This window comes from Streptomyces sp. SudanB182_2057 (assembly GCF_964272715.1).
In the GTDB taxonomy this organism is placed as follows: Bacteria; Actinomycetota; Actinomycetes; order Streptomycetales; family Streptomycetaceae; genus Streptomyces; species Streptomyces rubradiris.
The window spans coordinates 4,133,772-4,155,254 of the sequence record NZ_OZ186798.1 but is presented as its reverse complement, the minus strand read 5'-3'; the positions used below and the strand labels follow the sequence as shown (position 1 = coordinate 4,155,254).

Genomic DNA, 21,483 nt, shown 5'->3' with positions numbered 1-21,483 from the left:
GGGGTTACGGGGTGACCGCGAAGTTGCGCAGGATGGCCGCCGCCAGCTCCTGGTCGCCCTCCGTCTTCACCCGGTCCGCCACCGCCTCGGGCGTGACCCGGCCGCAGGCCAGGCGGACGTAGGTCTCCCAGTCGAGGGTGAGGGTGGCGGCCGGGCCGAGGGCGGGCACGGTCTCCACGGTGCCGCGGCCCTGGATGTCGACGCGGACGGTGCGCAGGAACTCGACCGGGCCGTGCACGTCGAACACGATCGCCGAGCTGCGCGGGGCGTTCGCGTCCCGCGCGACCACCTCGGGCAGCGCCTCCAGGAGCACGTCCCGGGTGACGTACGCGCCCGGCGAGTCCAGGCTGCCGGGGCGGCCGAGGGCCGTGCGCAGGTCCTGCTCGTGCACCCACACGTCGAACGCCCGCATGCGGTAGGCCTGCTCCAGGGTGATCTCCTTGCCGAGCGGGCCGCGCACCAGGGTGCCGGGGTCCCGGGACTCGCCCCGCAGCTGCCGGTTGCGGCGGATGACCGTGTACTCCAGCTCGGCCGTCATCTCCGGCGCGGTGTGGTGCCGGCGGACGTCGACCTGCATCTCCATGTAGCGCTGGTGCTCGGTGGCGACGTGGAAGAGGTCGCGCGGCAGGGCGTGGATGGGGCGCGGGTCGCCGAGCATCTCGCAGTCCATGCCGATGACGTGCGACACGATGTCGCGCACCGACCAGCCGGGGCACGGGGTCCGCCGGTTCCACTCGCCCTCGACGAGTGACTGGGCCATCTCGGATATCGCTTCGATGGAGTGCGTCCAGGCGTCGGCGTAGGGCTGGAGAGTGGGATGCAGACTCACGGAACGGGACCCCTCGGCGGTCGGTACACGGGCGGGTTTGCGGCGGCTTTGCCGGCGGACGGCGGCTGCACTTCGGCGGGTGTCTTGAGACGCTAAGTTACGCTGCGGACAGGCACCCCGGCAGTGCTTTCGTGTGACGATCGTAGGCCCGTATGGACGACTCGAATCCCAGGACGGTGGTAGTGTGCGCGCCTCGCTGATCCAAGCAGCCGTGGACGAGCGGGAACCGGTCGACTCCCGGCGGCGGCGCCTGGCCGCGCTGGTGCGTGAGCAGAGCGGCGCCGACCTCGTCGTCCTGCCGGAGCTGTGGACCACCGGCGCCTTCGCCTACGAGGAGTTCGGCCGCGAGGCCGAGCCGCTGGAAGGGCCCACCTACGAGGCGATGGCCAAGGCGGCGAGCGACGCGGGCGTGTGGCTGCACGCGGGCTCCATCCCGGAACGCGATCCCGAAGGCCCCCTCTACAACACCTCGCTCGTCTTCTCCCCCTCCGGTGAACTGGCCGCGGCCTACCGAAAGATCCACCGCTTCGGCTTCGACAAGGGCGAGGCCGTGCTGATGGGCGCGGGCCGGGACCTGGTGACGGTCCGGCTGCCGGAGACCACGCTCGGCGTGGCCACCTGCTACGACCTCCGGTTCCCCGAGCTCTTCCGCGCACTGGTCGACGCCGGCGCCGAGACGCTGGTGATCCCGGCGGGCTGGCCCGAGCGGCGGCGCGCGCACTGGACGCTGCTGGCCCGGGCGCGGGCGGTGGAGAACCAGGCGTTCGTGCTCGCCTGCGGAACGGCCGGGACGCACGCCGGAGTTCCCCAGGCGGGGCACTCGATCGTGGTGGATCCGTGGGGCGAGGTGCTCGCGGAGGCCGGACCCGGCGAGGAGGTCCTCACGGTCGACATCGACCCGGCGAAGCCGGCCGCGACCCGCGAGCAGTTCCCGGCGCTGAAGGACCGCGTCCTGGGCCTGGAACCGCCCCGGCACCGGGCCTGAGCCTCCTCGCGACCGGGGTCGGGCCTCTCCCGCGGCCGGGGCCGGTCCTCTCCGGTGGCCGGGATCAGTCCTCCTCGCCCTCCTTCTCGGCGAGGTGGATCACGCACACCGCGACCGCGATCAGCAGCGCCGGATCGGCGTCCTCCCGGACGACGTCCACGCCGTAGGTGTCGCGGACGGTCAGCCAGCGGCGGGTGATCACCGCCAGGAGTTCGCCGTCGTACTCGACGGCGAACTCGCGGTCCAGGATTTTGCCGCTCACGTCCAGCTCGGTGCCGTCCGCGAGGGCGACCCGGTAGTGGTTGCGCAGCAGGGACAGCCGCTTGCGCCGGATGCGGGCCAGGACCTCGCCGTCCCGTTCGATCACCATGGTGTCGCGCAGCGCGAACATCTTCTGGTGGATGTCGATCAGGACCCGGCCCTCGGTGTCCTTCAGCTCGAAGGTGTCCCGCAGCCGCATGGCTTTGCCGTCGACGAGGTAGACCTTCCGGCCGTGCTCGTCCTCGATCCACCAGTCGTCACCGATGCCGAGGATCCGGTCGCGTACGAGGAATCTCATACGGAGCATGCTTCCCCGGGCCCGGGCGATCGTCACAAACCCGTCATACGGGCACGGCTCCCTCTCCCGGCACCCCGCCGAACCGCTTGCGGTACGCCGACGGGCTCAGCCCCGTCTCCCGGCGCAGCCGGGCGCGCAGGTTGGCCGCCGTGCCCAGACCGCTGCGCGCCGCCACCACGTCCAGCCGCTCCTCACCCCGCTCGATCAGCCGGCAGGCCAGCGCCACGCGCTCCCCGGTGAGCCAGGCCAGCGGTGTCGTGCCGAGCTGGCCGCGGAAGCGGCGGTGCAGGGTGGCCGGTGAGACGGCGGCGCGGGCGGCGAGATCGCCGACGGTCAGCGGCTCGCCCAGGTGTTCCTGCGCCCAGGCCAGCAGCGGGCCGAGGGACTCGTCGGGCACCTCGGGCACCGGGCGCTCCACGAACTGGCGTTGCCCGCCGTCGCGGTGGGCGGCGAAGACCAGGCGGCGGGAGACGGCGTTCGCCGTCTCCGCCCCGTGATCGCGGCGCCAGATGTGCAGTCCCAGGTCGAGCGCCGCGGCGCTGCCCGCGGCGGTGAGGATGTCGCCCTCGTCGACGAACAGGACATCGGGTTCCAGCCGCACCGCGGGATGCAGGTCCCGGAAGGTGTCCGCCCACATCCAGTGGGTGGTGGCCCGGCGGCCGTCCAGCAGCCCGGCCTCGGCGAGCGCGAAACTGCCGGTGCAGAAGCTGACGACGCGGGTGCCCCGCGCGTGCGCGCGGCGGATGGCGGCCAGGACGTCGGGCCCGCGCGGCACGACGTTGTCCGGGCGGCCGGGCACGATCAGGGTGCCGGCCGTGTCCACCGCCTCCAGGCCGGACAGGCCGCTCATGGTGAAGAAGCCGTGGTTCATCCGGATCTCGGGGGCGGGCGCGCACAGCGTCACCTCGTAGAGAGGCCCGTTCAGGCCCAGTTCCGGGCGGGGCAGCCCGAACATCTCGGTGGCGACACCGACTTCGAACGGATTGGTGCCCGCGTCGACGAGCACCGCCACCCGGTGCGGGGGGTGAGAGGATCCTTGCGGCATATGCGATTCCTAGCACTCGTACGGCGGCCCGGCCACCCGCACGATGAGCGCATGGCACACACGGAACACACCGCACCGGTCCTCCTGGACCAGGCCCTCGCCTCCTTCACCGAGCAGTGGAGCCCCCGCATCGTCACCACGGTCAACGACTACGACGTGCGCGTGGCGAAGGTGGAGGCCGAGCACCTCTGGCACGTGCACGAGAACACCGACGAGTTCTTCCTGGTCCTGTCCGGGGAGCTGCGCATAGGTCTGCGCGAGCCGGCCGGCGAGCGCACGGTGGTGCTGCCCAGGGGCTCGGTGTTCACCGTCCCGCGCGGCACCGAACACAAGCCGTACGCGCGCGTGCCCACCGAGATCATGCTCTTCGAGCCCACCGGCACCCTCACGGTGGGCGACCGGCGCGAGGAGGTACCGGAGTACGTGGACGTCACCGCGGGCCACGCCCTCGGCTGACCGGACGGTGGAATCCACCCGGCGGCGAGGCGGCGGGCCGGTGAACTTCTCACCCCGTCACGGAAGTCGCCCAACCAAGCGGGAGCGACCCGAGTCGGAAGGTGCGTAAGGCGCACGGCCGCGCACGTCCTCCCGGAGGTTTGCCATGCTCGCTCGTCCCGCCCGCCACCGGCTGCTCCGCGCCGTCCCGGCGACGGCCCTCGTCCTCGGTACGGCACTGGCCGTACCGCTCGCCCTGGCCGGTCCGGTCGGCGCCGCCCCGGCGCCGGCCACCGCCGAGGTCAACCAGTACGACTGGCAGCTCACCTACAAGGCGGCCCCCGGCCAGTCCAACAAGGTCACCGTCACCGCCTCGCTCACCGCCGACCGCACGGGCATCACCTATCTCGTCGACGACGTGGTGCCGGTCGGGGCGGGCCACGGCTGCGGCCACCCCGTCGCCGCTGACCACACCAAGGTCTCCTGCACGGTCACCCTCGTGGACAGCCAGGACCCCTACGCCGCCCTGGTCATGGACCTCGGCGACCGCGGCGACACGGTCGCCTACAAGAACGCCACCGACCAGATCTACTCCTACGCCGAGATCGCGCTGGGCGCCGGTGACGACAAGGCGACCGACTCGGGCCGCCTCGACGGCGCCTACGTCTCGGGCGGCGCGGGCGACGACACCCTCACGGTCGGCAAGGAGGGCCTGGCCTGGGGCGGCGACGGCAACGACACGATCACCGCGGCCGGCGGCGGCAACATCGCGCAGGGCGGCAAGGGCGACGACACGCTGCGCGGCGGTGCCGGGTCCCAGTCCCTGTCCGGCGACGACGGCAGGGACACGATCACCGGCGGCACCGGCGCCGACGAGCTGTACGGCGGCAAGGGCGACGACGTCCTGTACGGCAACAGCGGCAACGACAAGCTCTACGGCAACAGCGGCAACGACCGGCTCTACGGCGGCCCGGGCCGCGACACCCTCTCCGGCGGCCCCGGCCGGAACGTGGTCCGCCAGGACTGAGGTCACCGGGCCCTTATCCACAGCCGGGGCGCCCCGACAGAGTTGTCCACAGGCGCCGAAACGGTCGTCGGCGCGAGGTGGCACCCTGGATCCATGACCGACTCCGCACCCCGACGCGCCCGAGTACGCGCCCCCGAGCTGATCGGCAAGGGCGGCTGGCTGAACACGGGAGACCAGCAGTACACCCTCGCCGACCTGCGCGGTCGCATTGTCGTCCTGGACTTCTGGACCTTCTGCTGCATCAACTGCCTGCACGTCCTGGACGAGCTGCGCGAGCTGGAGGAGAAGCACCGGGACACGCTCGTGGTGATCGGGGTGCACTCGCCGAAGTTCGTGCACGAGGCCGAGCACCAGGCCGTCGTGGACGCCGTCGAGCGCTACGGCGTGGCGCACCCGGTCCTGGACGACCCGGAGCTGGCCACCTGGAAGCAGTACGCGGTGCGCGCCTGGCCCACCCTCGTGGTGATCGACCCCGAGGGCTACGTCGTCGCCCAGCACGCCGGCGAGGGCCACGCGCACGCCATCGAGCGGCTGGTCGAGGAGCTGGAGGCCGAGCACGAGGCGAAGGGCACCCTGCGCCGCGGCGACGGCCCCTACGTGCCGCCGGAGCCCGAGCCGACGACGCTGCGCTTCCCCGGCAAGGCGCTGCTGCTGCCGTCGGGGAACTTCCTGGTCAGCGACACCACCCGGCACCAGCTGGTAGAGCTGGCCGAGGACGCGGAGACGGCTCTGCGGCGGTTCGGCACCGGCACGCGCGGCTTCGCCGACGGCGGCCCGGACCAGGCGTCCTTCAACGAGCCGCAGGGCCTGGCGCTGCTGGCCGACGGCTCGGTGGTGGTCGCCGACACCGTGAACCACGCCCTGCGCCGCCTGGACCTCGCCACCGGCGAGGTGACCACCCTGGCGGGCACCGGCAGGCAGTGGTGGCAGGGCTCGGCCACCTCAGGCCCGGCCCGCGAGGTGGACCTCTCCTCCCCGTGGGACGTGGCGGTCTTCGGCGGCAAGGTGTGGATCGCGATGGCGGGCGTCCACCAGCTGTGGACCTACGACCCGGACGGCGGGACGGTGGCCGTGGCGGCCGGCACCACCAACGAGGGCCTGGTGGACGGCCCCGGCGCCGAGGCATGGTTCGCCCAGCCCTCCGGCCTCGCGGCCACCGCCGACCGGCTGTGGCTCGCGGACTCCGAGACGAGCGCCCTGCGCTGGGTGGACACCGACGGGCACGTGCACACCGCCGTCGGCACCGGGCTGTTCGACTTCGGTCACCGGGACGGCGCCGCCGGTCAGGCGCTCTTCCAGCACCCGCTGGGCGTGACCGCCCTGCCGGACGGCTCGGTCGCCGTCGCAGACACCTACAACCACGCGCTGCGCCGCTACGACCCCGCCACCGGCGAGGTCACCACGCTCGCCACCGATCTGCGCGAGCCCAGCGACGCCGTCCTCGTCGGCGAGGACATCGTGGTGGTGGAGTCGGCCCGGCACCGGCTGACCCGGCTGCGGCTGCCCGAGGAGGCGGTGCGCGTGGAGTCGGTCGCCCACCGCACCCGGCGGGCGGCCACCGAGGTGGCCCCCGGCCGCCTCCGCCTGGATGTGATCTTCCAGGCCCCGGCCGGCCAGAAACTCGACACCCGCTACGGCCCCTCGACCCGCCTGCTGGTCTCCGCCACCCCGCCCGAGCTGCTGCTCAAGGGCGAAGGGGCGGACACGGACCTGTCCCGCGAGCTGGAACTGAACCCCGCCGTGTCCGAGGGCGTCCTGCACGTCTCCGCGATGGCCGCCAGCTGTGACGACGACCCCGCTGGGGGCACCTCCCGGTCGAAGACTGGGGGAGAATACCCCGCCTGCCACGTGCACCAGCAGGACTGGGGTGTCCCGCTGCGCCTCACCGCGGGCGGGACGGACCGTCTGCCGCTCGTCCTGGCGGGCATGGACGAGCAGTAGACGGACGGCGCGTCAGACGCCGTAGCCGTCCGAGTAGCCGTCGACGCGGTGGTGGCGGTGGGGCTCCTCCTCCACCACCGGTGTCGTCGGCGGGACGACCACGCGGCGGCGGCGGGCGATCCCGCTGAACGTCGCGACGCCGATCAGGCCCACGGCCATCAGGATCAGGCCGACGACGGTGACGTTGACGCCCTTCATGTGCCAGTCGGTCGCGAACGTCAGAATGGCCCCCACGCCGATGAGGATGATGCATCCGCCGAGACCCATGAGACCTCGCCTCCCCTTCCGGTTCCGGAATCTCCGGTGCCGTCCGGGTACCCGGCGGGGTCCCGCCTAGGCCCTGAGGGAGCGACCTAGCCCTCCAGGAAGGCCGTCAGGGCGTTCGCGAGGAGGAACGGGTCGTCGGCGCCGCACAGTTCGCGGACGCTGTGCATGGACAGGATCGCCACGCCGATGTCGACGGTGCGGATGCCGTGCCGGGCCGCGGTGATCGGGCCGATGGTGGTGCCGCACGGCATGGAGTTGTTCGACACGAAGCTCTGGAATGGCACGCCCGCCTTCTCGCAGGCGGCGGCGAACACCGCGCGGCCCGAACCGTCGGTCGCGTAGCGGTTGTTGACGTTGACCTTGAGGAGCGGGCCGCCGTTGACCCGGGGGTGGTGCGTCGGGTCGTGCCGCTCGGCGTAGTTGGGGTGCACGGCGTGACCGGTGTCGGAGGAGAGGCAGACCGAGGCGGCGAAGGCGCGGGCCCGGTCCTCGAACGTCCCGCCGCGCGCGAGCACCGAGCGCTCCAGGACGGAGCCGAGCAGCGGTCCGTCCGCGCCGGTGTCCGACTGGGAGCCGTTCTCCTCGTGGTCGAAGGCGGCCAGCACCGGGATGCGGGTGAGCGGGGCACCGGAGGCCGCGACGGCGGTGAGGGCGGCGGCACCGGCGTGCACGGACAGCAGGTTGTCCATGCGCGGGCCGGCGACCAGCTCCCGGTCCCGGCCGAGGTAGGCCGGCGACTCCACCGGATGGGTCATCAGGTCCCAGCCGGTCACCGAGCCCGCGGCCAGCCCGGCCTCCTGCTCCAGGAAGGCGATGAGGTCGCCGTCGCGCACCTGGTCGCCGAGGCCCCACACCGGCTGGAGGTGCCGCTGCTTGTCGAGTTTGAGCCCCTCGGAGCCGACCGAGCGGTCCAGGTGGATGGCGAGCTGCGGCACCCGCAGCAGCGGCCGGTCCACGTTGACCAGGACGAAGGAGCCGTCGCGCAGGGTCAGCCGGCCGGCCAGGCCGAGGTCCCGGTCCAGCCAGGAGTTGAGCAGCGGGCCGCCGTAGATCTCCACGGCGATCTGGCGCCAGCCGTGCGCCCCGCTGTCCGGGCGCGGCTTGACCCGCAGGCTCGGGGAGTCGGTGTGCGCGCCGATGATGTGGAAGGGGGTGTGCGCCTCGGCGCCCTCGGGCACGTACCAGGCCACGATCGCGCCGCCGCGCAGCACGTACTTGCCGCCGTGCGTCCCGTCCCAGGCGTCCGTCTCCGCGACCTGCCGGAAGCCCGCCTTCTCCAGCCGCTCGGCGGTGTTCGCCACGGCGTGGTACGGCGACGGGCTCGCCGCCAGGAAGGACATCAGGTCGTCGGTGTGGCCGCGGTCGAAGCGGGCTGGTGCGCTCATGGGATTCACCTTAACGACGTGCACGGGCCCGCTCCCGGAAAGAGAGCGGGCCCGTGCGAGGAATCGACGGGGTCGTCCGGAACGTCGGAAAACCGGACGCCCGGAACGCCGGGGCCTAGAACGCGGCCTCGTCCAGTTCCATCAGGTCCAGCTCCACGTTGCCGGCGACCTTGCGGGCGAGGGTGACGCCCGGCAGGACGTTCGCCGCGAAGAACTTCGCCGCGGCGATCTTGCCGGTGTAGAAGACCTTGTCCTTCGCCGAGGCGGTGGCCAGCTTCTCGGCGGCGACCGCGGCGCCCTTGAGGAGGAGGTAGCCGACGACCACGTCACCGGAGGCCATGAGCAGGCGGGTGGTGTTCAGGCCCACCTTGTAGATGTTCTTGGCGTCCTGCTCGGTGGCGGCCAGGTCGGTCAGCATCAGGCCGACGATCGCCTCCAGCTCCACGGCCGCCTTGGCCAGCTGCTCGCGGGCGCCGGCCAGCTCCTCGCCGCCGGTGCCGAGCGCCAGGAACTTCTTGATGTCCTCGGCGAGGGAGTTCAGCGCGGCGCCCTGGTTGCGGACGATCTTCCGGAAGAAGAAGTCCTGGCCCTGGATCGCCGTGGTGCCCTCGTACAGGGTGTCGATCTTGGAGTCCCGGATGTACTGCTCGATCGGGTACTCCTGGAGGAAGCCGGAGCCGCCGAAGGTCTGCAGCGACTGGGCCAGCTGCTCGTAGCCCTTCTCGGAGCCGTAGCCCTTGACGATCGGCAGCAGCAGGTCGTTCAGCGCGTGCTCGGCGGAGGCGTCCTCGCCGTTCGCCTCCTTGACCTGGATGGCGTCCTGGACCGAGGCGGTGTACAGCACCAGGGCGCGCATGCCCTCCGCGTACGCCTTCTGCGTCATCAGCGAGCGGCGCACGTCGGGGTGGTGGGTGATGGTGACCTTGGGCGCGGTCTTGTCCATGAAGTTCGCCAGGTCCGGGCCCTGGACGCGCTCCTTGGCGTACTCCAGCGCGTTCAGGTAGCCGGTGGACAGCGTGGAGATCGCCTTCGTGCCGACCATCATGCGGGCGAACTCGATGATGCGGAACATCTGGCGGATGCCGTCGTGCTTGTCGCCGATCAGCCAGCCCTTGGCGGGGTGCCGGTCGCCGAAGGTCATCTCGCACGTGTTGGAGGCCTTCAGGCCCATCTTGTGCTCGACGTTGGTGGCGTAGACGCCGTTGCGCTCGCCCAGCTCGCCGGTCTCGAAGTCGAACAGGTACTTCGGCACGAGGAAGAGGGACAGGCCCTTGGTGCCGGGGCCGGCGCCCTCGGGGCGCGCGAGCACGTAGTGGAGGATGTTCTCCGACATGTCGTGCTCACCGGAGGTGATGAAGCGCTTCACGCCCTCGATGTGCCAGGAGCCGTCCTCCTGCTGGACGGCCTTGGTGCGGCCGGCGCCCACGTCGGAGCCCGCGTCGGGCTCGGTGAGCACCATGGTGGAGCCCCACTGCTTCTCGGTGGCGATCTTGGCGATGTGCTTCTGGACCTCGTTGCCCTCCTCGAAGAGGATGCCGGCGAACGCGGGGCCCGAGGAGTACATCCACACGGCCGGGTTGGCGCCCAGGATCAGCTCGGCGTAGGCCCAGATCAGGGAGCGCGGCGAGGTGGTGCCCCCGATCTCCTCGGGCAGGCCGAGCCGCCAGTACTCGGAGTCCATGAAGGCCTGGTAGCTCTTCTTGAAGGACGCCGGGACCGGCGCGGTGCTGGTCTCCGGGTCGAAGACCGGCGGGTTGCGGTCGGCGTCGGCGAAGGACTCGGCCAGCTCGTTCTCCGAGAGGCGGGTCATCTCCTCCAGGATGCTCTTGGCGGTGTCGACGTCCATCTCCTCGAACGGGCCGGTGCCGTACACCTTGTCGCGCCCGAGTACTTCGAAGAGGTTGAACTCGATGTCGCGGAGATTCGACTTGTAGTGCCCCATGGCGACGGCTCCGTAGAGGGATCGGCGAGGCACTGACTCCTCGCACCTAGTTCACGTACCAACAAGTAGCTACGATGATGCTACCCGTCGGTAATAAGACGCAACCCCGATCCGGGCATCTGTGACGCGTCTCAAGCGGCACCGAGGGCGCCTTGTACATGCCAGGTGCATGCCCTCCGTGCGCCCCCTGGACACCCCGCGCGCCCCGCCGTTCGGGCGAGGGCCGGTGCCGCCGGTACTCCCCGGCCGGCGCGCGGAGTTCCTGTGCCGTACTCCATCCGGGTGACGGGGCGGCTCGGTACGCTTCTGCCCATGTACGGCTACGACCAGAACGTGGGCGCTCAGCAGCAGTACGCCCCGCCGCAGCAGCAGATGCCGGGCGGTGTCGGCGGGTACGGCCAGCAGCCGCCGCTCTATCCGGAGCCGTCCCCGCCCTCGCTCGCGGACGCGGTGCGCGCCTTCACCACCGGGCAGATGGCCGCCGAGGACTTCCAGCAGATCTTCGCCACCTCCAAGGTGTACTGCCCGCGCGGCGACACCCCGGGTTTCCTCGCGCTGCACAACACCCAGCAGCCGGTGATCCCGATGTTCACCTCGTTGAAGGAACTGCGCCGGTACGCGGGCAAGGAGTCCAAGTACTTCGTCATCACCGGCGCCGAGGTGATCGACCTGCTGCCCACCGGCTACGGCTTCGTCCTGGACATGGAGGGCGAGCACCGGATCGTGTTCGACGCCAAGGCGGTCGAGCAGATGGTCGACTTCGCGATGCGGCGCATGTACGGCGGCGGCTGAGCGGTCGCCCGGACGGAGGCCCGGAGGGAATTCCCTCCGGGCCTCTTCTGTTGGGGGTGACAAGAAGTTCAACGCTCAACTAAAGTGGGCGTACCAAGGAGGTACCCGCCATGCCCGCAGTGACCGTCGAGAACCCGTTGACGCTGCCCCGTGTGACCGCTCCCGCCGATGCCGTGGCACGTCCCGTGCTCGCCGTCACGACCGCCCCGAGCGGTTTTGAGGGTGAGGGATTCCCGGTGCGCCGGGCGTTCGCGGGGATCGACTACCGCCACCTCGACCCGTTCGTCATGATGGACCAGATGGGGGAGGTGGAGTACGCGCCGGGCGAGCCCAAGGGCACCCCCTGGCACCCGCACCGCGGCTTCGAGACCGTCACCTACATCATCGACGGCGTCTTCGACCACCAGGACTCGCACGGCGGCGGGGGCACCATCACCAACGGCGACACCCAGTGGATGACGGCCGGCTCCGGCCTGCTGCACATCGAGGCCCCGCCGGAGTCCCTGGTCGTGTCCGGCGGCCTCTTCCACGGCCTCCAGCTGTGGGTGAACCTCCCCGCCAAGGACAAGATGATGGCCCCGCGCTACCAGGACATCCGCGGCGGCAACGTCCAGCTGCTGACCACGCCCGACGGCGGCGCGCTGCTGCGCGTGATCGCCGGCGAGCTGGACGGGCACACCGGGCCCGGCATCACGCACACCCCGATCACGATGATCCACGCGACGGTGGCGCCGGGTGCGGAGGTCACGTTGCCGTGGCGGGAGGACTTCAACGGGCTGGCGTACGTCCTCGCGGGCCGCGGCAGCGTCGGCGGGGAACGCCGGCCGATCCGCCTCGGCCAGACGGCGGTCTTCGGCGCGGGAGGCTCGCTGACCGTGCGCGCGGACGAGCGGCAGGACTCCCACACCCCGGACCTGGAGGTCGTCCTCCTCGGCGGCCGGCCGATCCGTGAGCCGATGGCCCACTACGGCCCGTTCGTCATGAACACCCGCGACGAACTCCAGCAGGCGTTCGAGGACTTCCGCAAGGGCCGCCTGGGGACCGTTCCGGCCGTGCACGGGATGACCGAGGACGGAATGTAGGGACGGGGGCCGGCGGCCGGGTACCGAGGACGGGAGACGACCGGTCGGCACCGGCTTTCCGGGGACGCGAGCGGAAACGCTCCGCTTCCCGCCTACTCCGCGCGGTGCGGCTTGTGGCGGGTGACGTGGAGGCGTACCTCCGTGGGCGGGTCGGGCCGGCCGGTGGACCGGCGAGCGGTGCGGAGGGGGCCTTCGCAGAGGGCGCCGAGGGCGGCGCCCGGCGCGGCCCCGGGAGCGAGGGTGAGCCCGACGCGGGTGTGGTGGCGGGCCGGCCGGCCGGTGATGCGTACGGTCGCGTGGTCGACCCCCGGCAGGGCCCCGGCCTCGGCCGCGATCGCGTCGCTCAGCGCCCGGTCGCGCAGTTCGACGCCCTCCTGCGGGGGTGTGCCGCCGACGGGCAGGGAGCCGGGGCGGCGCCGGCGCAGTTGAGCGAGCAGCCACCACAGGGCGAGCAGGGCGACGAGGGCGAGCGCGGCGATCACCGCGGGCCACCACCACCAGCCCTGGCCGCTCCAGCGGGTCCGGTCGGCGGAGCCGAGCAGGACGTCGGCCGGGGCGGTCAGGGGCCAGCCGTCGGGCGGGACCAGACCGCGCCGCCGGTAGAGGTCCAGTCCGGCGAAGAGGATCAGCAGCCCGCCCCCGAGCAGGACCAGTCCGGCGAGGCCCAGCAGACTGCGGTTGAGGGTGGATCGCGGCGTCATGGCGGACTCCGGTGCTGCGGGGGTCGGTCAGTCGGTGCGTCGTCGCACGCGTACGGCGATGCGGGGCGGACGGGCGAGGGCCAGCCGGTCGCACTCTTCGCCGAGGGCGGCGGTGAGGTCCTCCTTCACCTGCCGGGGGTCTCGGAAGCGGACGTCCGCGCGCGCTTTGACGCGGTGGCGGCGTACCCGGACGCGCGCCGCGCCGACCCCGGGGACCCGCGTCGCGGCGTCCCGCAACAGGGCGGCGGCCCCGTCCCGGTCCAGGGCGGCCCGCAGCCGGGGGCAGTCGGCGGGGCGGCGCAGGGGCAGCCAGTGCCGCAGACCGGGAGTGAGGGCCAGGGCGAGCAGCCAGACGCCGACGGCGGCGGCGACGGCGGCGCCCGTGAGCATCCACACGTCGTCCACGGGGCGGGTGGCCAGCGCGTCGGCCAGGTGCCGTCGCCACGCCGCCGCCGGACGTCCCGCCCGTACGGCGATGACGTCGGCCAGCGCCGCGACCGCCGCGACGAGGACCACCGCGGCGACCAGCGCGGCCGGGACACGGCGCGCGGACCACGGCCGGCGGGTCCGGCGCCCGCTGCCGCGCCCACCGCCCGGCACGTCGCGTCCGGGCGGACCGGACTCCTTGGTCAGCGGCACCGTGGCGCGGTGGCCGGACGGCGCGGAGCCGCGGCCGGGAGGGCCGGGGTCGGGTGTCATGGGGGTGCCCCTTCCTGCGTGGGGGATCCCGCGGTCAGGACCGCCGGGTGGCCGCTCACCGGACCCGTCCCCGGCCCGCTTCGGCGGCGGTCACCAGCCGCCGGACGGTGAGGGTGACCTCTCCCACCCGCAGGCCGGTCAGCTGGGCCACCCGGTCGGCGACGTCCCGCCGGATCCGCGCACAGACCTGGGGGATGTCGGTGGGATAGGGCAGGTCCAGGGCCAGGTGCAGGCGCACCGATCCGGTACGGACGGCGGCGGTGGCGCTGGGTGCCGTCGGCCCGCCCCGCTCCGGCGGTACGGCGGCGCGCCGGGACTGGGCCGTGCGCGCGGCCTGTGTCGCGATGCGGGCGACCACCCGGTCCGGGATGACGGTGGCGCCCCGCTCGGCCGGGGGCGGCAGACCGGCGCCCGACGCCTCGCCGAGGGAGCCGGGACGGGTCCTCAACGCTGCCTCCGGGCCCGGAGGTCGAGGTCGCCCTGCACGGCGAGCCCGACGAGCAGCCCCACCGCGCCCAGGACCAGCACCAGCAGAAAGGCCCAGAAGCCGCCGAAGTAACCGGCGAAGCCCAGGGCCATGCCGGCCACCAGGCCCGTCGTCGCTGCGTTCATCGTGTACTCACCTCACGCGGCCCTCGTCCGGTTCGGCCTCTTCCTCGTCGTCGGGCAGCCGGACGTCGTCGACGGCGACGTTCACCTCGACGACCTCCAGGCCGGTCATCCGCTCCACGGCGCCGATGACGTTGGTGCGGACGTTGCCCGCGACGTCGACGATGGAGACGCCGTACTCGACGACGACGTCCAGGTCCACCGCGGCCTGACGCTCGCCGACCTCGACCTTCACTCCCCGTGTGACGGCTCCCGCGGCGCCTCCGGGAACGCGTTCCCGCATGGCCCCGAAGGCGCGTGCCATCCCCGCTCCCAGGCTGTAGATGCCCGGTACCTCACGGGCGGCCATGCCCGCGATCTTGGCCACCACGCCGTCCGCGATGGTGGTCCTCCCCCGTGTCTCGGCCGGAGCCCCGGCCCCGGTACGGCCCTTGAGCGCGCTCACGCCCGTGTCGGGCCCGCCGCCCCCGCCGACGCTGGTGGTGTTGTCCGTCATGGCGGTCGCCTCGATCGGTCGCTCGGTCGGACACCGGTGTGGCACCCGTCGCAGAGTTGGACATAGCGGGCATCGCGTTTCTCACGCGAATGGAGTGTGATGTGCGTCACAACTCCCTCTGGGTACCCGGACGGCCCCGAGCCTCGTGCGGGGCGTCATGGTCGAACGCACTGTCCCACCACCGCCGGAACCCGGCCTGCCAGGGCGCGACCTGCCGGACGGCTTGCTGGCCGTGCGGGCGGCCGAGGGAGACGAGGACTCCTTCGCCGTTCTCGTCCAGCGGCACGGCCGGCCCCTCCTGGCCCTGGCCCGCTGCATGCTCGGTGACCCCCAGGACGCCGAGGACGCGGTGCAGGACGCCTTCGTCAGCGCCTGGCGGCGACTTCCGGAATACCGCCACGGCGCGGAGTTCCGTACCTGGATGCACCGGATCACCGTCAACCGCTGTCTGACCATGCGCCGTCGCCGGCCGTCACCGCTCCCGCTGGACGCCGTCGCCGAGCCCGCGGCGAAGGACGCCTGGAGCCAGCCCGCCCGGTCCGCCGAGCAGCACGCGGCCACCGCCGCCCTGTGCCGCGCGCTCGGTGATCTGGACGCCGGGCAGCGGATCTGCTGGATCCTGCGGGAGGTGCAGGGCCTGTCCTACAAGGAGATCTCCCAAGTGACCCGGACCAGCGAACAGACGGTGCGCGGCCGGCTGTTCCGGGCCCGCCGGTCCCTCCAGGAGGCGATGAGCCCATGGCGCTAGACGGCCCGCGGACGCGGCCTTCCGAACCGTCCGCCGACGACGGTCCTCCGTTCGAGGGTGACGAGGTGCTCACCTGCGGCCGGCTGCTCAGCCGGGCCTGGGAACAGGCCCGTGACGCGGTGCCGGACGCCGACCCGCACACCCGCTCCTGTCCCCACTGCCGCGAGGCCGCCGCGGGACTGGCCGCGGTGAGCGCGGCCACCCGGGCACTGCGCGCCGAGGACCCGCCCGGCCTCCGCGCGCTCGCCGCACGCGTCATGGACATCGTCAGGGCGGAGGTACGGCACGGCCGGCTGCTGCCCCTGGCCGGCCCCGGCCGGGAAACGCTCATCGCCGAAAGCGCCGCGGCGAAGGTGCTCCGGCGGGCCGCCGACACGGTCCCCGGTGCCAGGGCCGCGACCTGCCGGCTCGTACCCGTGGGCGACGGCACCGGCGTGCGGGTGACCATGACCCTGGCCGCGGCTCTCGACCACCCGCTGCCCGAGCGGGTCCGCCAGGTGCGCCGGACGGTCCTCCGCTCGGCCGGACAGGACCTGGGCATGGCGGTCACGGCCGTCGACATCGCCGTGGTCGACGTCCTGGAGCCGGAGCCGGAGCCGGAGCCGGAGCCGGAGCCGGAGCGGGGGCGGGGGCGGGGGCCGGAGCAGGGACGGGGGCCGGAGCCGTTCCGCCGTCCCGGCCTCCCGGGCGGCCGAGGTACGTGACGACCGGGGCCGGGCGGACGTGCCTCGCCCGGCCGGCCCCGTACGGCGGGACAGCGGGCGGTGGGCGTGATCGGCTGGGACCGTGCTCCCGCTGCCCGAACCCGTGCGCCGGCTCGCCGCCTGGTGCGTCGTGCTGCTGCTCGTCGCGGGGGTGGGCTGGGTCGGCGTACAGCTGTGCGGTGAGCTGCGGACGGCCGTCACGCCGGTGCTGCTCGCCCTGCTCGGCACCGCGCTGCTCGGACCGCTGTACCGGCGGCTGGTGCGGGCGGGGGTGCGGGCGTCGGTGGCGGCCGGGCTCACCTGTGCCGCCGTCGTGGCCGTCGTCGGCGGCGCCGTGTACATCGTCGTCGCCGCGCTCGTCGACAGCGGCGCGGAGATCATCGCCTCGCTGCGGGACGCCGCCAAGGGGGTCGCCCGGCACTTCGGGGCCGCGGGGGCCGGCCTGGACGACCTCGTGGCCAAGGCGCCCGAACTGCTGCGCAGGTTCGGCGGGACGGCCGTGTCCAACGTCGTCAGCGGGGTCGGTGTGGTCGCCGAGGGCGTCGCCATGGCCGTCCTCGCACTGCTGCTCGTCTTCTTCTTCCTGCGTGACTCCCACCGCGCCTTCGTGGCCCTGCGCGCCGTCGCGCCCGGCGGCAGCGCCGACACCCTGGAGGCCATCGCCCGGCGGGCCTTCGCCGCGGTGGAGGGGTTCATGCGCGGGACGACCTTCATCGCGCTCATCGACGCCCTGTGCATCACCGTCGGCCTGCTGGTCCTCAGGGTGCCCGGCGCGATCGGGCTCGGCGCGCTCGTCTTCGTGGGTGCCTACATCCCCTATCTCGGCGCCTTCATCTCCGGCGCGGTGGCCGTGCTGGTCGCCCTCGCCGACCGGGGCCTGGTGATCGCGCTGTGGGCGCTCGGAGTGGTGCTCGCGGTGCAGGTGCTGGAGGGGCATGTGCTGCAACCGGTGATCCAGAGCAGGACCGTGCAGATGCACCCGGCCGTGGTGCTGGTGGCGATCACCGCGGGCGCCTCCGTCGCGGGCATCCTCGGCATGCTCCTCGCGGTACCGGTGACCGCGGCGGCCTTCGGGGTCTGGGCGGAGCTGCGGGACCGCCGGGAGCAACCGCCGGGCGACCGCTAGCGTGCCTACGGGACGTACGATCCGGGCGAGGCGCCGGGCGCTCCCGCCCCCGTCCGTTCCCGCAGTTCGAACCAGATGCTCTTGCCCTCGCCCCGGGGGGCCACCCCCCACGCGTCCGCGAGGAGCTCGATCAGCATCAGACCGCGGCCGGAGGAGGCCAGTTCGCCGGGACGGCGCTTGTGCGGGAGGTCGTCGCCGGTGTCGAAGACCTCCACCCGCAGCCGCCGCCCGCCCTCGCCGCAGAGGACCTCGGCGAGCAGCAGCGCGTCGGCGTCGGTGTGCACCAGCACGTTGGTGACCATCTCGGAGACCAGCAGCACCGCCGAGTCCACCTGCTCGCGCGAGGCCCAGTCGTGCAGCAGCTCGCGCAGGTGCTGACGGGCCTCGGCGATCCGGTCCGGCTCGTCCTGGGCCACCGACAGCAGGGTGCGCCGCACCGGGGGCCCGGCCGTGGCGGTGCCGTCGCGCCCGCAGACCGCGGCCGGCCGGCACAGCAGCACCAGCGCGATGTCGTCCTCGCGGCGGTCGGCCAGCGGCCCGGTGGTGTGGTGCGAGGACGGCCCGTGCACCGCCTGCACCAGCGCGTCGGCCAGCGCCTCCAGGTCCTCCTGGCGGTACTCGCCGGCCCGGTGGTCCTCCAGCAGCACCCGCAGCCGGCGCCAGCCGCTCTCCAGGTCGTGCCCGCCGGTCTCGATCAGGCCGTCGGTGCACAGCATCAGCGTCTCGTCCGGTTCGAGGGTGAACCGGGTCGTCGGGTAGTCGGCATCCGGGTCGACGCCCAGCGGCAGCCCGCCCGCCGTCGGCCGCATCATCACCGTGCCGTCCGCCATCCGGATCACCGGGTCCGGATGCCCGGCGCGGGCGACCTCCAGCATGCCGGTCACCGGGTCGGCCTCCACGTACAGGCAGGTCGCGAACCGCGGGTCGGCCGGGGCGCCGGGCCCGGAGCCGTCGGTGACCCCGTGCAGGAAGCGGGAGGCGCGGGAGAGGACGGCGTCAGGCCGGTGCCCCTCGGCGGCGTAGGCGCGCAGCGCGATCCGCAGCTGGCCCATGATTCCGGCGGCGCGTACGTCATGGCCCTGGACGTCCCCGATGACCAGCGCGAACCGGCCGGAGGGCAGCGGGATCATGTCGTACCAGTCGCCGCCCACCTGGAGTCCGCCGCCGGTCGGGATGTACCGGGCGGCGATCCGCATCCCCGGGACCTCCGGGCCCAGCGACGGCAGCATGGTGCGTTGCAGGCCCTCCGCCAGCTCCCGCTCCGACTCGGCGGCGCCGGCCCGGGACAGCGCCTGGGCGAGCATCCGGGCGACCGTGGTCAGCACCGCGCGCTCGTCGGGCGTGAACGCCACCGGGTAGGTGAACGCGGCCATCCAGGCGCCCCGCGTGCGCCCGGCGGCCGTCAGCGGCAGGAACGCCCACGAGTGGCGGCCGAAGCGGCGGGCGAGCGGCCAGGTGGCCGGGTAGCGGTCCCGGTACTCCTCCGGGGAGGACAGATAGACGGCCCGCCCGGTGCGGACCACCTCGGCGGCCGGGTAGTCGGTGTCCAGCGGCATGTTGGAGAAGGGGTTCATGTCCCCGGGGTGGTGCCCGTGCTGGCCGGTGATCGTCAGCCGGTCGCCCTCCACGCCGTAGACCACGAGCCCGTCCGGGGAGAACCCCGGCATCGACAGGCCCCCCGCCACCCGCAGCACCTCGGCCGTGGACCGTGCCTCCGCCAGCGCCCGGCCCGCGTCCAGCAGGAACGCCTCCCGGGAGCGCCGCCAGTCGCCGGTGACCGCGCTGCGCGCCGCGGCCGTGCCCGGGGCGGGCTCGGTCACCTCCTGGAGGGTGCCGATCAGTTCGTAGGCGCGCCGCTCGGGGTCGAAGGACGGCTTGGACCGGCTGCGCACGACCCGCAGGATGCGGCCGTCGGCGTCCATGACCCGGATGCGGACCTCGGCGAGCGTGCCCTCGGCGGCGGCCAGCCGCACCACTCCGGCGACCTCGTTCCAGTCGACGGGGTGCAGCCGGGCCCGGGCCTGGGCCTCGGTGAGGGTGACCGGCCGCGCGGGCAGCCCGAGCAGCCGCGCCGCCTCCGCGTCCAGGGTGACCAGGCCGGCGGCCGTGTCCCAGTGCCACAGCCCGGTCGCGAGGGCGGCGAGGACCTCCCCGACGGACGGCAGGGGCTCGCCTGTGCGCATTGTCCCACTTTATTGAGGGGTGACCGATAGGTGCCACCTAGGCGGGCGGACGACAATCCCGGGGAGCCGTTCTTGGGGTGCCCGGTACCCTTGGGATGGCCTAGGCCGTACCCGCCTGGCGACACCCGATCCGCACAGACTGGATGAACGACGATGCATCGGTACAGGTCCCACACCTGCGGCCAGCTCCGCGCCTCTGACGTCGGCACCGACGTCCGGCTGAGTGGCTGGCTGCACAATCGGCGCGACCTGGGCGGCATCCTCTTCATCGATCTGCGCGACCACTACGGCATCACGCAGCTGGTCGCCCGCCCCGGCACCCCGGCGTACGAGGCCCTGGACAGGATCTCCAAGGAGTCCACGGTCCGCGTCGATGGCCGCGTCGTTTCACGTGGAACCGAGAACGTGAACCCCGACCTGCCCACCGGTGAGATCGAGGTCGAGGTCGCCGAGGTCGAGCTGCTCGGCGCGGCCCAGCCGCTGCCCTTCACGATCAACGCCGAGGACGGGGTCAACGAGGAGCGGCGCCTGGAGTACCGCTTCCTGGACCTGCGCCGCGAGCGCATGCACCGCAACATCATGCTGCGTACGGCGGTCATCGCCGCCATCCGCCAGAAGATGACGGCGCTCGGCTTCAACGAGATGGCCACCCCGATCCTGACGGCGACCTCCCCCGAGGGCGCCCGTGACTTCGTGGTCCCCTCCCGGCTGCACCCGGGCCGGTTCTACGCCCTGCCGCAGGCCCCGCAGCAGTTCAAGCAGCTGCTGATGATCTCCGGCTTCGACCGCTACTTCCAGATCGCGCCCTGCTTCCGCGACGAGGACGCCCGCGCCGACCGTTCGCCGGGCGAGTTCTACCAGCTCGACGTCGAGATGAGCTTCGTCGAGCAGGAGGACGTCTTCCAGCCGGTCGAACGGCTGATGACCGAGCTGTTCGAGGAGTTCGGCGGCGGCCGTCACGTCACCTCCCCGTTCCCGCGGATCCCGTTCCGCGAGGCGATGCTCAAGTACGGCTCCGACAAGCCGGACCTGCGCGCCAAGCTGGAACTGGTGGACATCACCGACGTCTTCGAGGGCTCGGAGTTCAAGGCGTTCGCCGGCAAGCACGTGCGCGCCCTGCCCGTGCCGGCCGTCCAGGACCAGCCGCGCAAGTTCTTCGACCAGCTCGGCGACTTCGCCGTGTCGCTCGGCGCCAAGGGCCTGGCCTGGGTCCGCGTCGGCGAGGACGGCGCGCTGACCGGCCCGATCGCCAAGTTCCTCACCGAGGAGAACGTCGCCGAGCTGACCAAGCGCCTGTCGCTGGCCCCCGGCCACGCCGTCTTCTTCGGCGCGGGCGAGTTCGACGAGGTCTCCAAGATCATGGGCGCGGTCCGCGTCGAGGCCGCCAAGCGCGCCGGCCACTTCGAGGAGAACGTCTTCCGGTTCTGCTGGATCGTCGACTTCCCGATGTTCGAGAAGGACGAGGACACCGGGAAGATCGACTTCTCGCACAACCCGTTCTCGATGCCGCAGGGCGGCATGGAGGCGCTGGAGACGCAGGACCCGCTGGACATCCTGGCCTGGCAGTACGACATCGTCTGCAACGGCGTCGAGCTGTCCTCCGGCGCGATCCGGAACCACGAGCCGGACATCATGCTCAAGGCGTTCGAGATCGCGGGCTACGACCGCGAGACCACCGAGCGCGAGTTCGCGGGCATGCTCCGCGCGTTCCGCTTCGGCGCCCCGCCGCACGGCGGCATCGCCCCGGGCGTGGACCGGATCGTCATGCTCCTCGCGGACGAGCCCAACATCCGCGAGACGATCGCCTTCCCGCTCAACGGCAACGCCCAGGACCTGATGATGGGCGCCCCGACCGAGCTGGAGGAGTCCCGCCTGCGCGAGCTGCACCTGGACATCCGCAAGCCGCAGCCCAAGTAAGCGGAAACCAC

General features: G+C 72.8%; 22 protein-coding genes. 10 read left to right on the top strand and 12 right to left on the bottom strand.

Features of this window, described 5'->3' with window-relative positions; all coding sequences use genetic code 11:
- Window positions 1–4 precede the first annotated feature (4 nt).
- Complete coding sequence (locus ACSURM_RS18050) at window positions 5–829, bottom strand: maleylpyruvate isomerase family mycothiol-dependent enzyme (protein WP_359041167.1); 825 nt, start codon at window positions 827–829, stop codon at window positions 5–7.
- 184 nt (window positions 830–1,013) lie between these two features.
- On the opposite strand from ACSURM_RS18050, the gene ACSURM_RS18045 reads away from it, so the two are divergent.
- Window positions 1,014–1,814: a carbon-nitrogen family hydrolase gene (locus ACSURM_RS18045; protein WP_436956276.1), complete on the top strand. Its 801-nt coding sequence runs from the start codon at window positions 1,014–1,016 to the stop codon at window positions 1,812–1,814.
- 64 nt (window positions 1,815–1,878) lie between these two features.
- Here the strand turns inward: ACSURM_RS18045 and ACSURM_RS18040 are convergent, their stop codons facing one another.
- Window positions 1,879–2,373: an LURP-one-related/scramblase family protein gene (locus ACSURM_RS18040; RefSeq protein WP_436956274.1), complete on the bottom strand. Its 495-nt coding sequence runs from the start codon at window positions 2,371–2,373 to the stop codon at window positions 1,879–1,881.
- A gap of 43 nt (window positions 2,374–2,416) precedes the next feature.
- Window positions 2,417–3,418 (bottom strand): GlxA family transcriptional regulator, encoded by a 1,002-nt coding sequence (locus ACSURM_RS18035; RefSeq protein WP_436956272.1) that lies wholly within the window; start codon window positions 3,416–3,418, stop codon window positions 2,417–2,419.
- 51 nt (window positions 3,419–3,469) lie between these two features.
- Between ACSURM_RS18035 and ACSURM_RS18030 the strand changes: the two genes are divergently transcribed.
- From ACSURM_RS18030 to ACSURM_RS18020, 3 genes are all read left to right on the top strand, one after another.
- A complete protein-coding gene (locus ACSURM_RS18030) occupies window positions 3,470–3,874 on the top strand; it encodes a cupin domain-containing protein (protein ID WP_436956271.1) in 405 nt (134 codons plus the stop codon).
- A gap of 145 nt (window positions 3,875–4,019) precedes the next feature.
- Window positions 4,020–4,880, top strand: coding sequence for a calcium-binding protein (locus ACSURM_RS18025; RefSeq protein ID WP_436956269.1), 861 nt, complete (start codon window positions 4,020–4,022; stop codon window positions 4,878–4,880).
- A gap of 93 nt (window positions 4,881–4,973) precedes the next feature.
- Window positions 4,974–6,821, top strand: coding sequence for a thioredoxin-like domain-containing protein (locus ACSURM_RS18020; RefSeq protein WP_436956268.1), 1,848 nt, complete (start codon window positions 4,974–4,976; stop codon window positions 6,819–6,821).
- A 12-nt stretch (window positions 6,822–6,833) separates the two neighbouring features.
- Here ACSURM_RS18020 and ACSURM_RS18015 read toward each other — a convergent pair whose 3' ends face one another.
- From ACSURM_RS18015 to ACSURM_RS18005, 3 genes are all read right to left on the bottom strand, one after another.
- Entirely contained in the window at window positions 6,834–7,088 is a 255-nt protein-coding gene (locus ACSURM_RS18015) for a hypothetical protein (RefSeq protein ID WP_030609484.1), read from the bottom strand.
- 86 nt (window positions 7,089–7,174) lie between these two features.
- The gene (locus ACSURM_RS18010; RefSeq protein ID WP_436956266.1) at window positions 7,175–8,473 is read right to left on the bottom strand and encodes a M18 family aminopeptidase; all 1,299 of its coding nucleotides are present in this window, start codon (window positions 8,471–8,473) and stop codon (window positions 7,175–7,177) included.
- Window positions 8,474–8,588: 115 nt separating this feature from the next.
- Window positions 8,589–10,415 carry an acyl-CoA dehydrogenase gene (locus ACSURM_RS18005; RefSeq protein WP_436961131.1) on the bottom strand — a complete coding sequence of 609 codons (1,827 nt, stop codon included), beginning with the start codon at window positions 10,413–10,415 and terminating at the stop codon, window positions 8,589–8,591.
- A gap of 312 nt (window positions 10,416–10,727) precedes the next feature.
- Here ACSURM_RS18005 and ACSURM_RS18000 point away from each other — a divergent pair, with 312 nt between their 5' ends.
- Both ACSURM_RS18000 and ACSURM_RS17995 read left to right on the top strand, forming a co-directional pair.
- Window positions 10,728–11,207, top strand: coding sequence for an SseB family protein (locus tag ACSURM_RS18000; RefSeq protein WP_030609496.1), 480 nt, complete (start codon window positions 10,728–10,730; stop codon window positions 11,205–11,207).
- A gap of 110 nt (window positions 11,208–11,317) precedes the next feature.
- Window positions 11,318–12,289 (top strand): pirin family protein, encoded by a 972-nt coding sequence (locus ACSURM_RS17995; RefSeq protein WP_436956264.1) that lies wholly within the window; start codon window positions 11,318–11,320, stop codon window positions 12,287–12,289.
- A 92-nt stretch (window positions 12,290–12,381) separates the two neighbouring features.
- Here the strand turns inward: ACSURM_RS17995 and ACSURM_RS17990 are convergent, their stop codons facing one another.
- From ACSURM_RS17990 to ACSURM_RS17970, 5 genes are read right to left on the bottom strand one after another with little or no spacing between them, the layout of a single operon-like run.
- On the bottom strand, window positions 12,382–12,990 hold the full coding sequence (locus tag ACSURM_RS17990; protein WP_436956263.1) for an alkaline shock response membrane anchor protein AmaP: 609 nt from the start codon (window positions 12,988–12,990) through the stop codon (window positions 12,382–12,384).
- Window positions 12,991–13,017: 27 nt separating this feature from the next.
- On the bottom strand, window positions 13,018–13,689 hold the full coding sequence (locus ACSURM_RS17985; RefSeq protein ID WP_436956261.1) for a DUF6286 domain-containing protein: 672 nt from the start codon (window positions 13,687–13,689) through the stop codon (window positions 13,018–13,020).
- Between the two features lie 55 nt (window positions 13,690–13,744).
- Window positions 13,745–14,137: an Asp23/Gls24 family envelope stress response protein gene (locus tag ACSURM_RS17980; protein WP_436956259.1), complete on the bottom strand. Its 393-nt coding sequence runs from the start codon at window positions 14,135–14,137 to the stop codon at window positions 13,745–13,747.
- Entirely contained in the window at window positions 14,134–14,301 is a 168-nt protein-coding gene (locus ACSURM_RS17975; protein ID WP_436956257.1) for a hypothetical protein, read from the bottom strand. Before ACSURM_RS17975 ends, ACSURM_RS17980 begins: the two co-directional genes overlap by 4 nt.
- 7 nt (window positions 14,302–14,308) lie before the next feature.
- A complete protein-coding gene (locus ACSURM_RS17970; protein WP_289968851.1) occupies window positions 14,309–14,794 on the bottom strand; it encodes an Asp23/Gls24 family envelope stress response protein in 486 nt (161 codons plus the stop codon).
- A 157-nt stretch (window positions 14,795–14,951) separates the two neighbouring features.
- Here ACSURM_RS17970 and ACSURM_RS17965 point away from each other — a divergent pair, with 157 nt between their 5' ends.
- The 3 genes from ACSURM_RS17965 to ACSURM_RS17955 all read left to right on the top strand — a co-directional run bounded on the left by ACSURM_RS17965 (window position 14,952) and on the right by ACSURM_RS17955 (window position 17,372).
- Window positions 14,952–15,542 carry an RNA polymerase sigma factor gene (locus ACSURM_RS17965; RefSeq protein ID WP_436956255.1) on the top strand — a complete coding sequence of 197 codons (591 nt, stop codon included), beginning with the start codon at window positions 14,952–14,954 and terminating at the stop codon, window positions 15,540–15,542.
- Window positions 15,533–16,246: a hypothetical protein gene (locus tag ACSURM_RS17960; protein ID WP_436956254.1), complete on the top strand. Its 714-nt coding sequence runs from the start codon at window positions 15,533–15,535 to the stop codon at window positions 16,244–16,246. The genes ACSURM_RS17965 and ACSURM_RS17960 overlap by 10 nt, the downstream gene beginning before the upstream one ends.
- 82 nt (window positions 16,247–16,328) lie before the next feature.
- The gene (locus ACSURM_RS17955) at window positions 16,329–17,372 is read left to right on the top strand and encodes an AI-2E family transporter (protein ID WP_436956252.1); all 1,044 of its coding nucleotides are present in this window, start codon (window positions 16,329–16,331) and stop codon (window positions 17,370–17,372) included.
- A 5-nt stretch (window positions 17,373–17,377) separates the two neighbouring features.
- Here ACSURM_RS17955 and ACSURM_RS17950 read toward each other — a convergent pair whose 3' ends face one another.
- Window positions 17,378–19,555, bottom strand: coding sequence for a SpoIIE family protein phosphatase (locus ACSURM_RS17950; RefSeq protein ID WP_436956250.1), 2,178 nt, complete (start codon window positions 19,553–19,555; stop codon window positions 17,378–17,380).
- A 153-nt stretch (window positions 19,556–19,708) separates the two neighbouring features.
- Between ACSURM_RS17950 and aspS the strand changes: the two genes are divergently transcribed.
- Window positions 19,709–21,472, top strand: a complete 1,764-nt coding sequence (gene aspS / locus ACSURM_RS17945) for an aspartate--tRNA ligase (RefSeq protein ID WP_436956249.1) — start codon at window positions 19,709–19,711, stop codon at window positions 21,470–21,472.
- Window positions 21,473–21,483: the final 11 nt, after the last annotated feature.

Bases quoted from the DNA above. Each gene is read 5' to 3' on its own strand.
- ACSURM_RS18040 (WP_436956274.1), bottom strand. From the start codon at position 2,373: ATGAGATTCCTCGTACGCGACCGGATCCTCGGCATCGGTGACGACTGG.
- ACSURM_RS18035 (WP_436956272.1), bottom strand. From the start codon at position 3,418: ATGCCGCAAGGATCCTCTCACCCCCCGCACCGGGTGGCGGTGCTCGTC.
- ACSURM_RS18030 (WP_436956271.1), top strand. From the start codon at position 3,470: ATGGCACACACGGAACACACCGCACCGGTCCTCCTGGACCAGGCCCTC.
- ACSURM_RS18025 (WP_436956269.1), top strand. From the start codon at position 4,020: ATGCTCGCTCGTCCCGCCCGCCACCGGCTGCTCCGCGCCGTCCCGGCG.
- ACSURM_RS18020 (WP_436956268.1), top strand. From the start codon at position 4,974: ATGACCGACTCCGCACCCCGACGCGCCCGAGTACGCGCCCCCGAGCTG.
- ACSURM_RS18015 (WP_030609484.1), bottom strand. From the start codon at position 7,088: ATGGGTCTCGGCGGATGCATCATCCTCATCGGCGTGGGGGCCATTCTG.
- ACSURM_RS18010 (WP_436956266.1), bottom strand. From the start codon at position 8,473: ATGAGCGCACCAGCCCGCTTCGACCGCGGCCACACCGACGACCTGATG.
- ACSURM_RS18005 (WP_436961131.1), bottom strand. From the start codon at position 10,415: ATGGGGCACTACAAGTCGAATCTCCGCGACATCGAGTTCAACCTCTTC.
- ACSURM_RS18000 (WP_030609496.1), top strand. From the start codon at position 10,728: ATGTACGGCTACGACCAGAACGTGGGCGCTCAGCAGCAGTACGCCCCG.
- ACSURM_RS17995 (WP_436956264.1), top strand. From the start codon at position 11,318: ATGCCCGCAGTGACCGTCGAGAACCCGTTGACGCTGCCCCGTGTGACC.
- ACSURM_RS17990 (WP_436956263.1), bottom strand. From the start codon at position 12,990: ATGACGCCGCGATCCACCCTCAACCGCAGTCTGCTGGGCCTCGCCGGA.
- ACSURM_RS17985 (WP_436956261.1), bottom strand. From the start codon at position 13,689: ATGACACCCGACCCCGGCCCTCCCGGCCGCGGCTCCGCGCCGTCCGGC.
- ACSURM_RS17975 (WP_436956257.1), bottom strand. From the start codon at position 14,301: ATGAACGCAGCGACGACGGGCCTGGTGGCCGGCATGGCCCTGGGCTTC.
- ACSURM_RS17970 (WP_289968851.1), bottom strand. From the start codon at position 14,794: ATGACGGACAACACCACCAGCGTCGGCGGGGGCGGCGGGCCCGACACG.
- ACSURM_RS17965 (WP_436956255.1), top strand. From the start codon at position 14,952: ATGGTCGAACGCACTGTCCCACCACCGCCGGAACCCGGCCTGCCAGGG.
- ACSURM_RS17960 (WP_436956254.1), top strand. From the start codon at position 15,533: ATGGCGCTAGACGGCCCGCGGACGCGGCCTTCCGAACCGTCCGCCGAC.
- ACSURM_RS17950 (WP_436956250.1), bottom strand. From the start codon at position 19,555: ATGCGCACAGGCGAGCCCCTGCCGTCCGTCGGGGAGGTCCTCGCCGCC.
- aspS (WP_436956249.1), top strand. From the start codon at position 19,709: ATGCATCGGTACAGGTCCCACACCTGCGGCCAGCTCCGCGCCTCTGAC.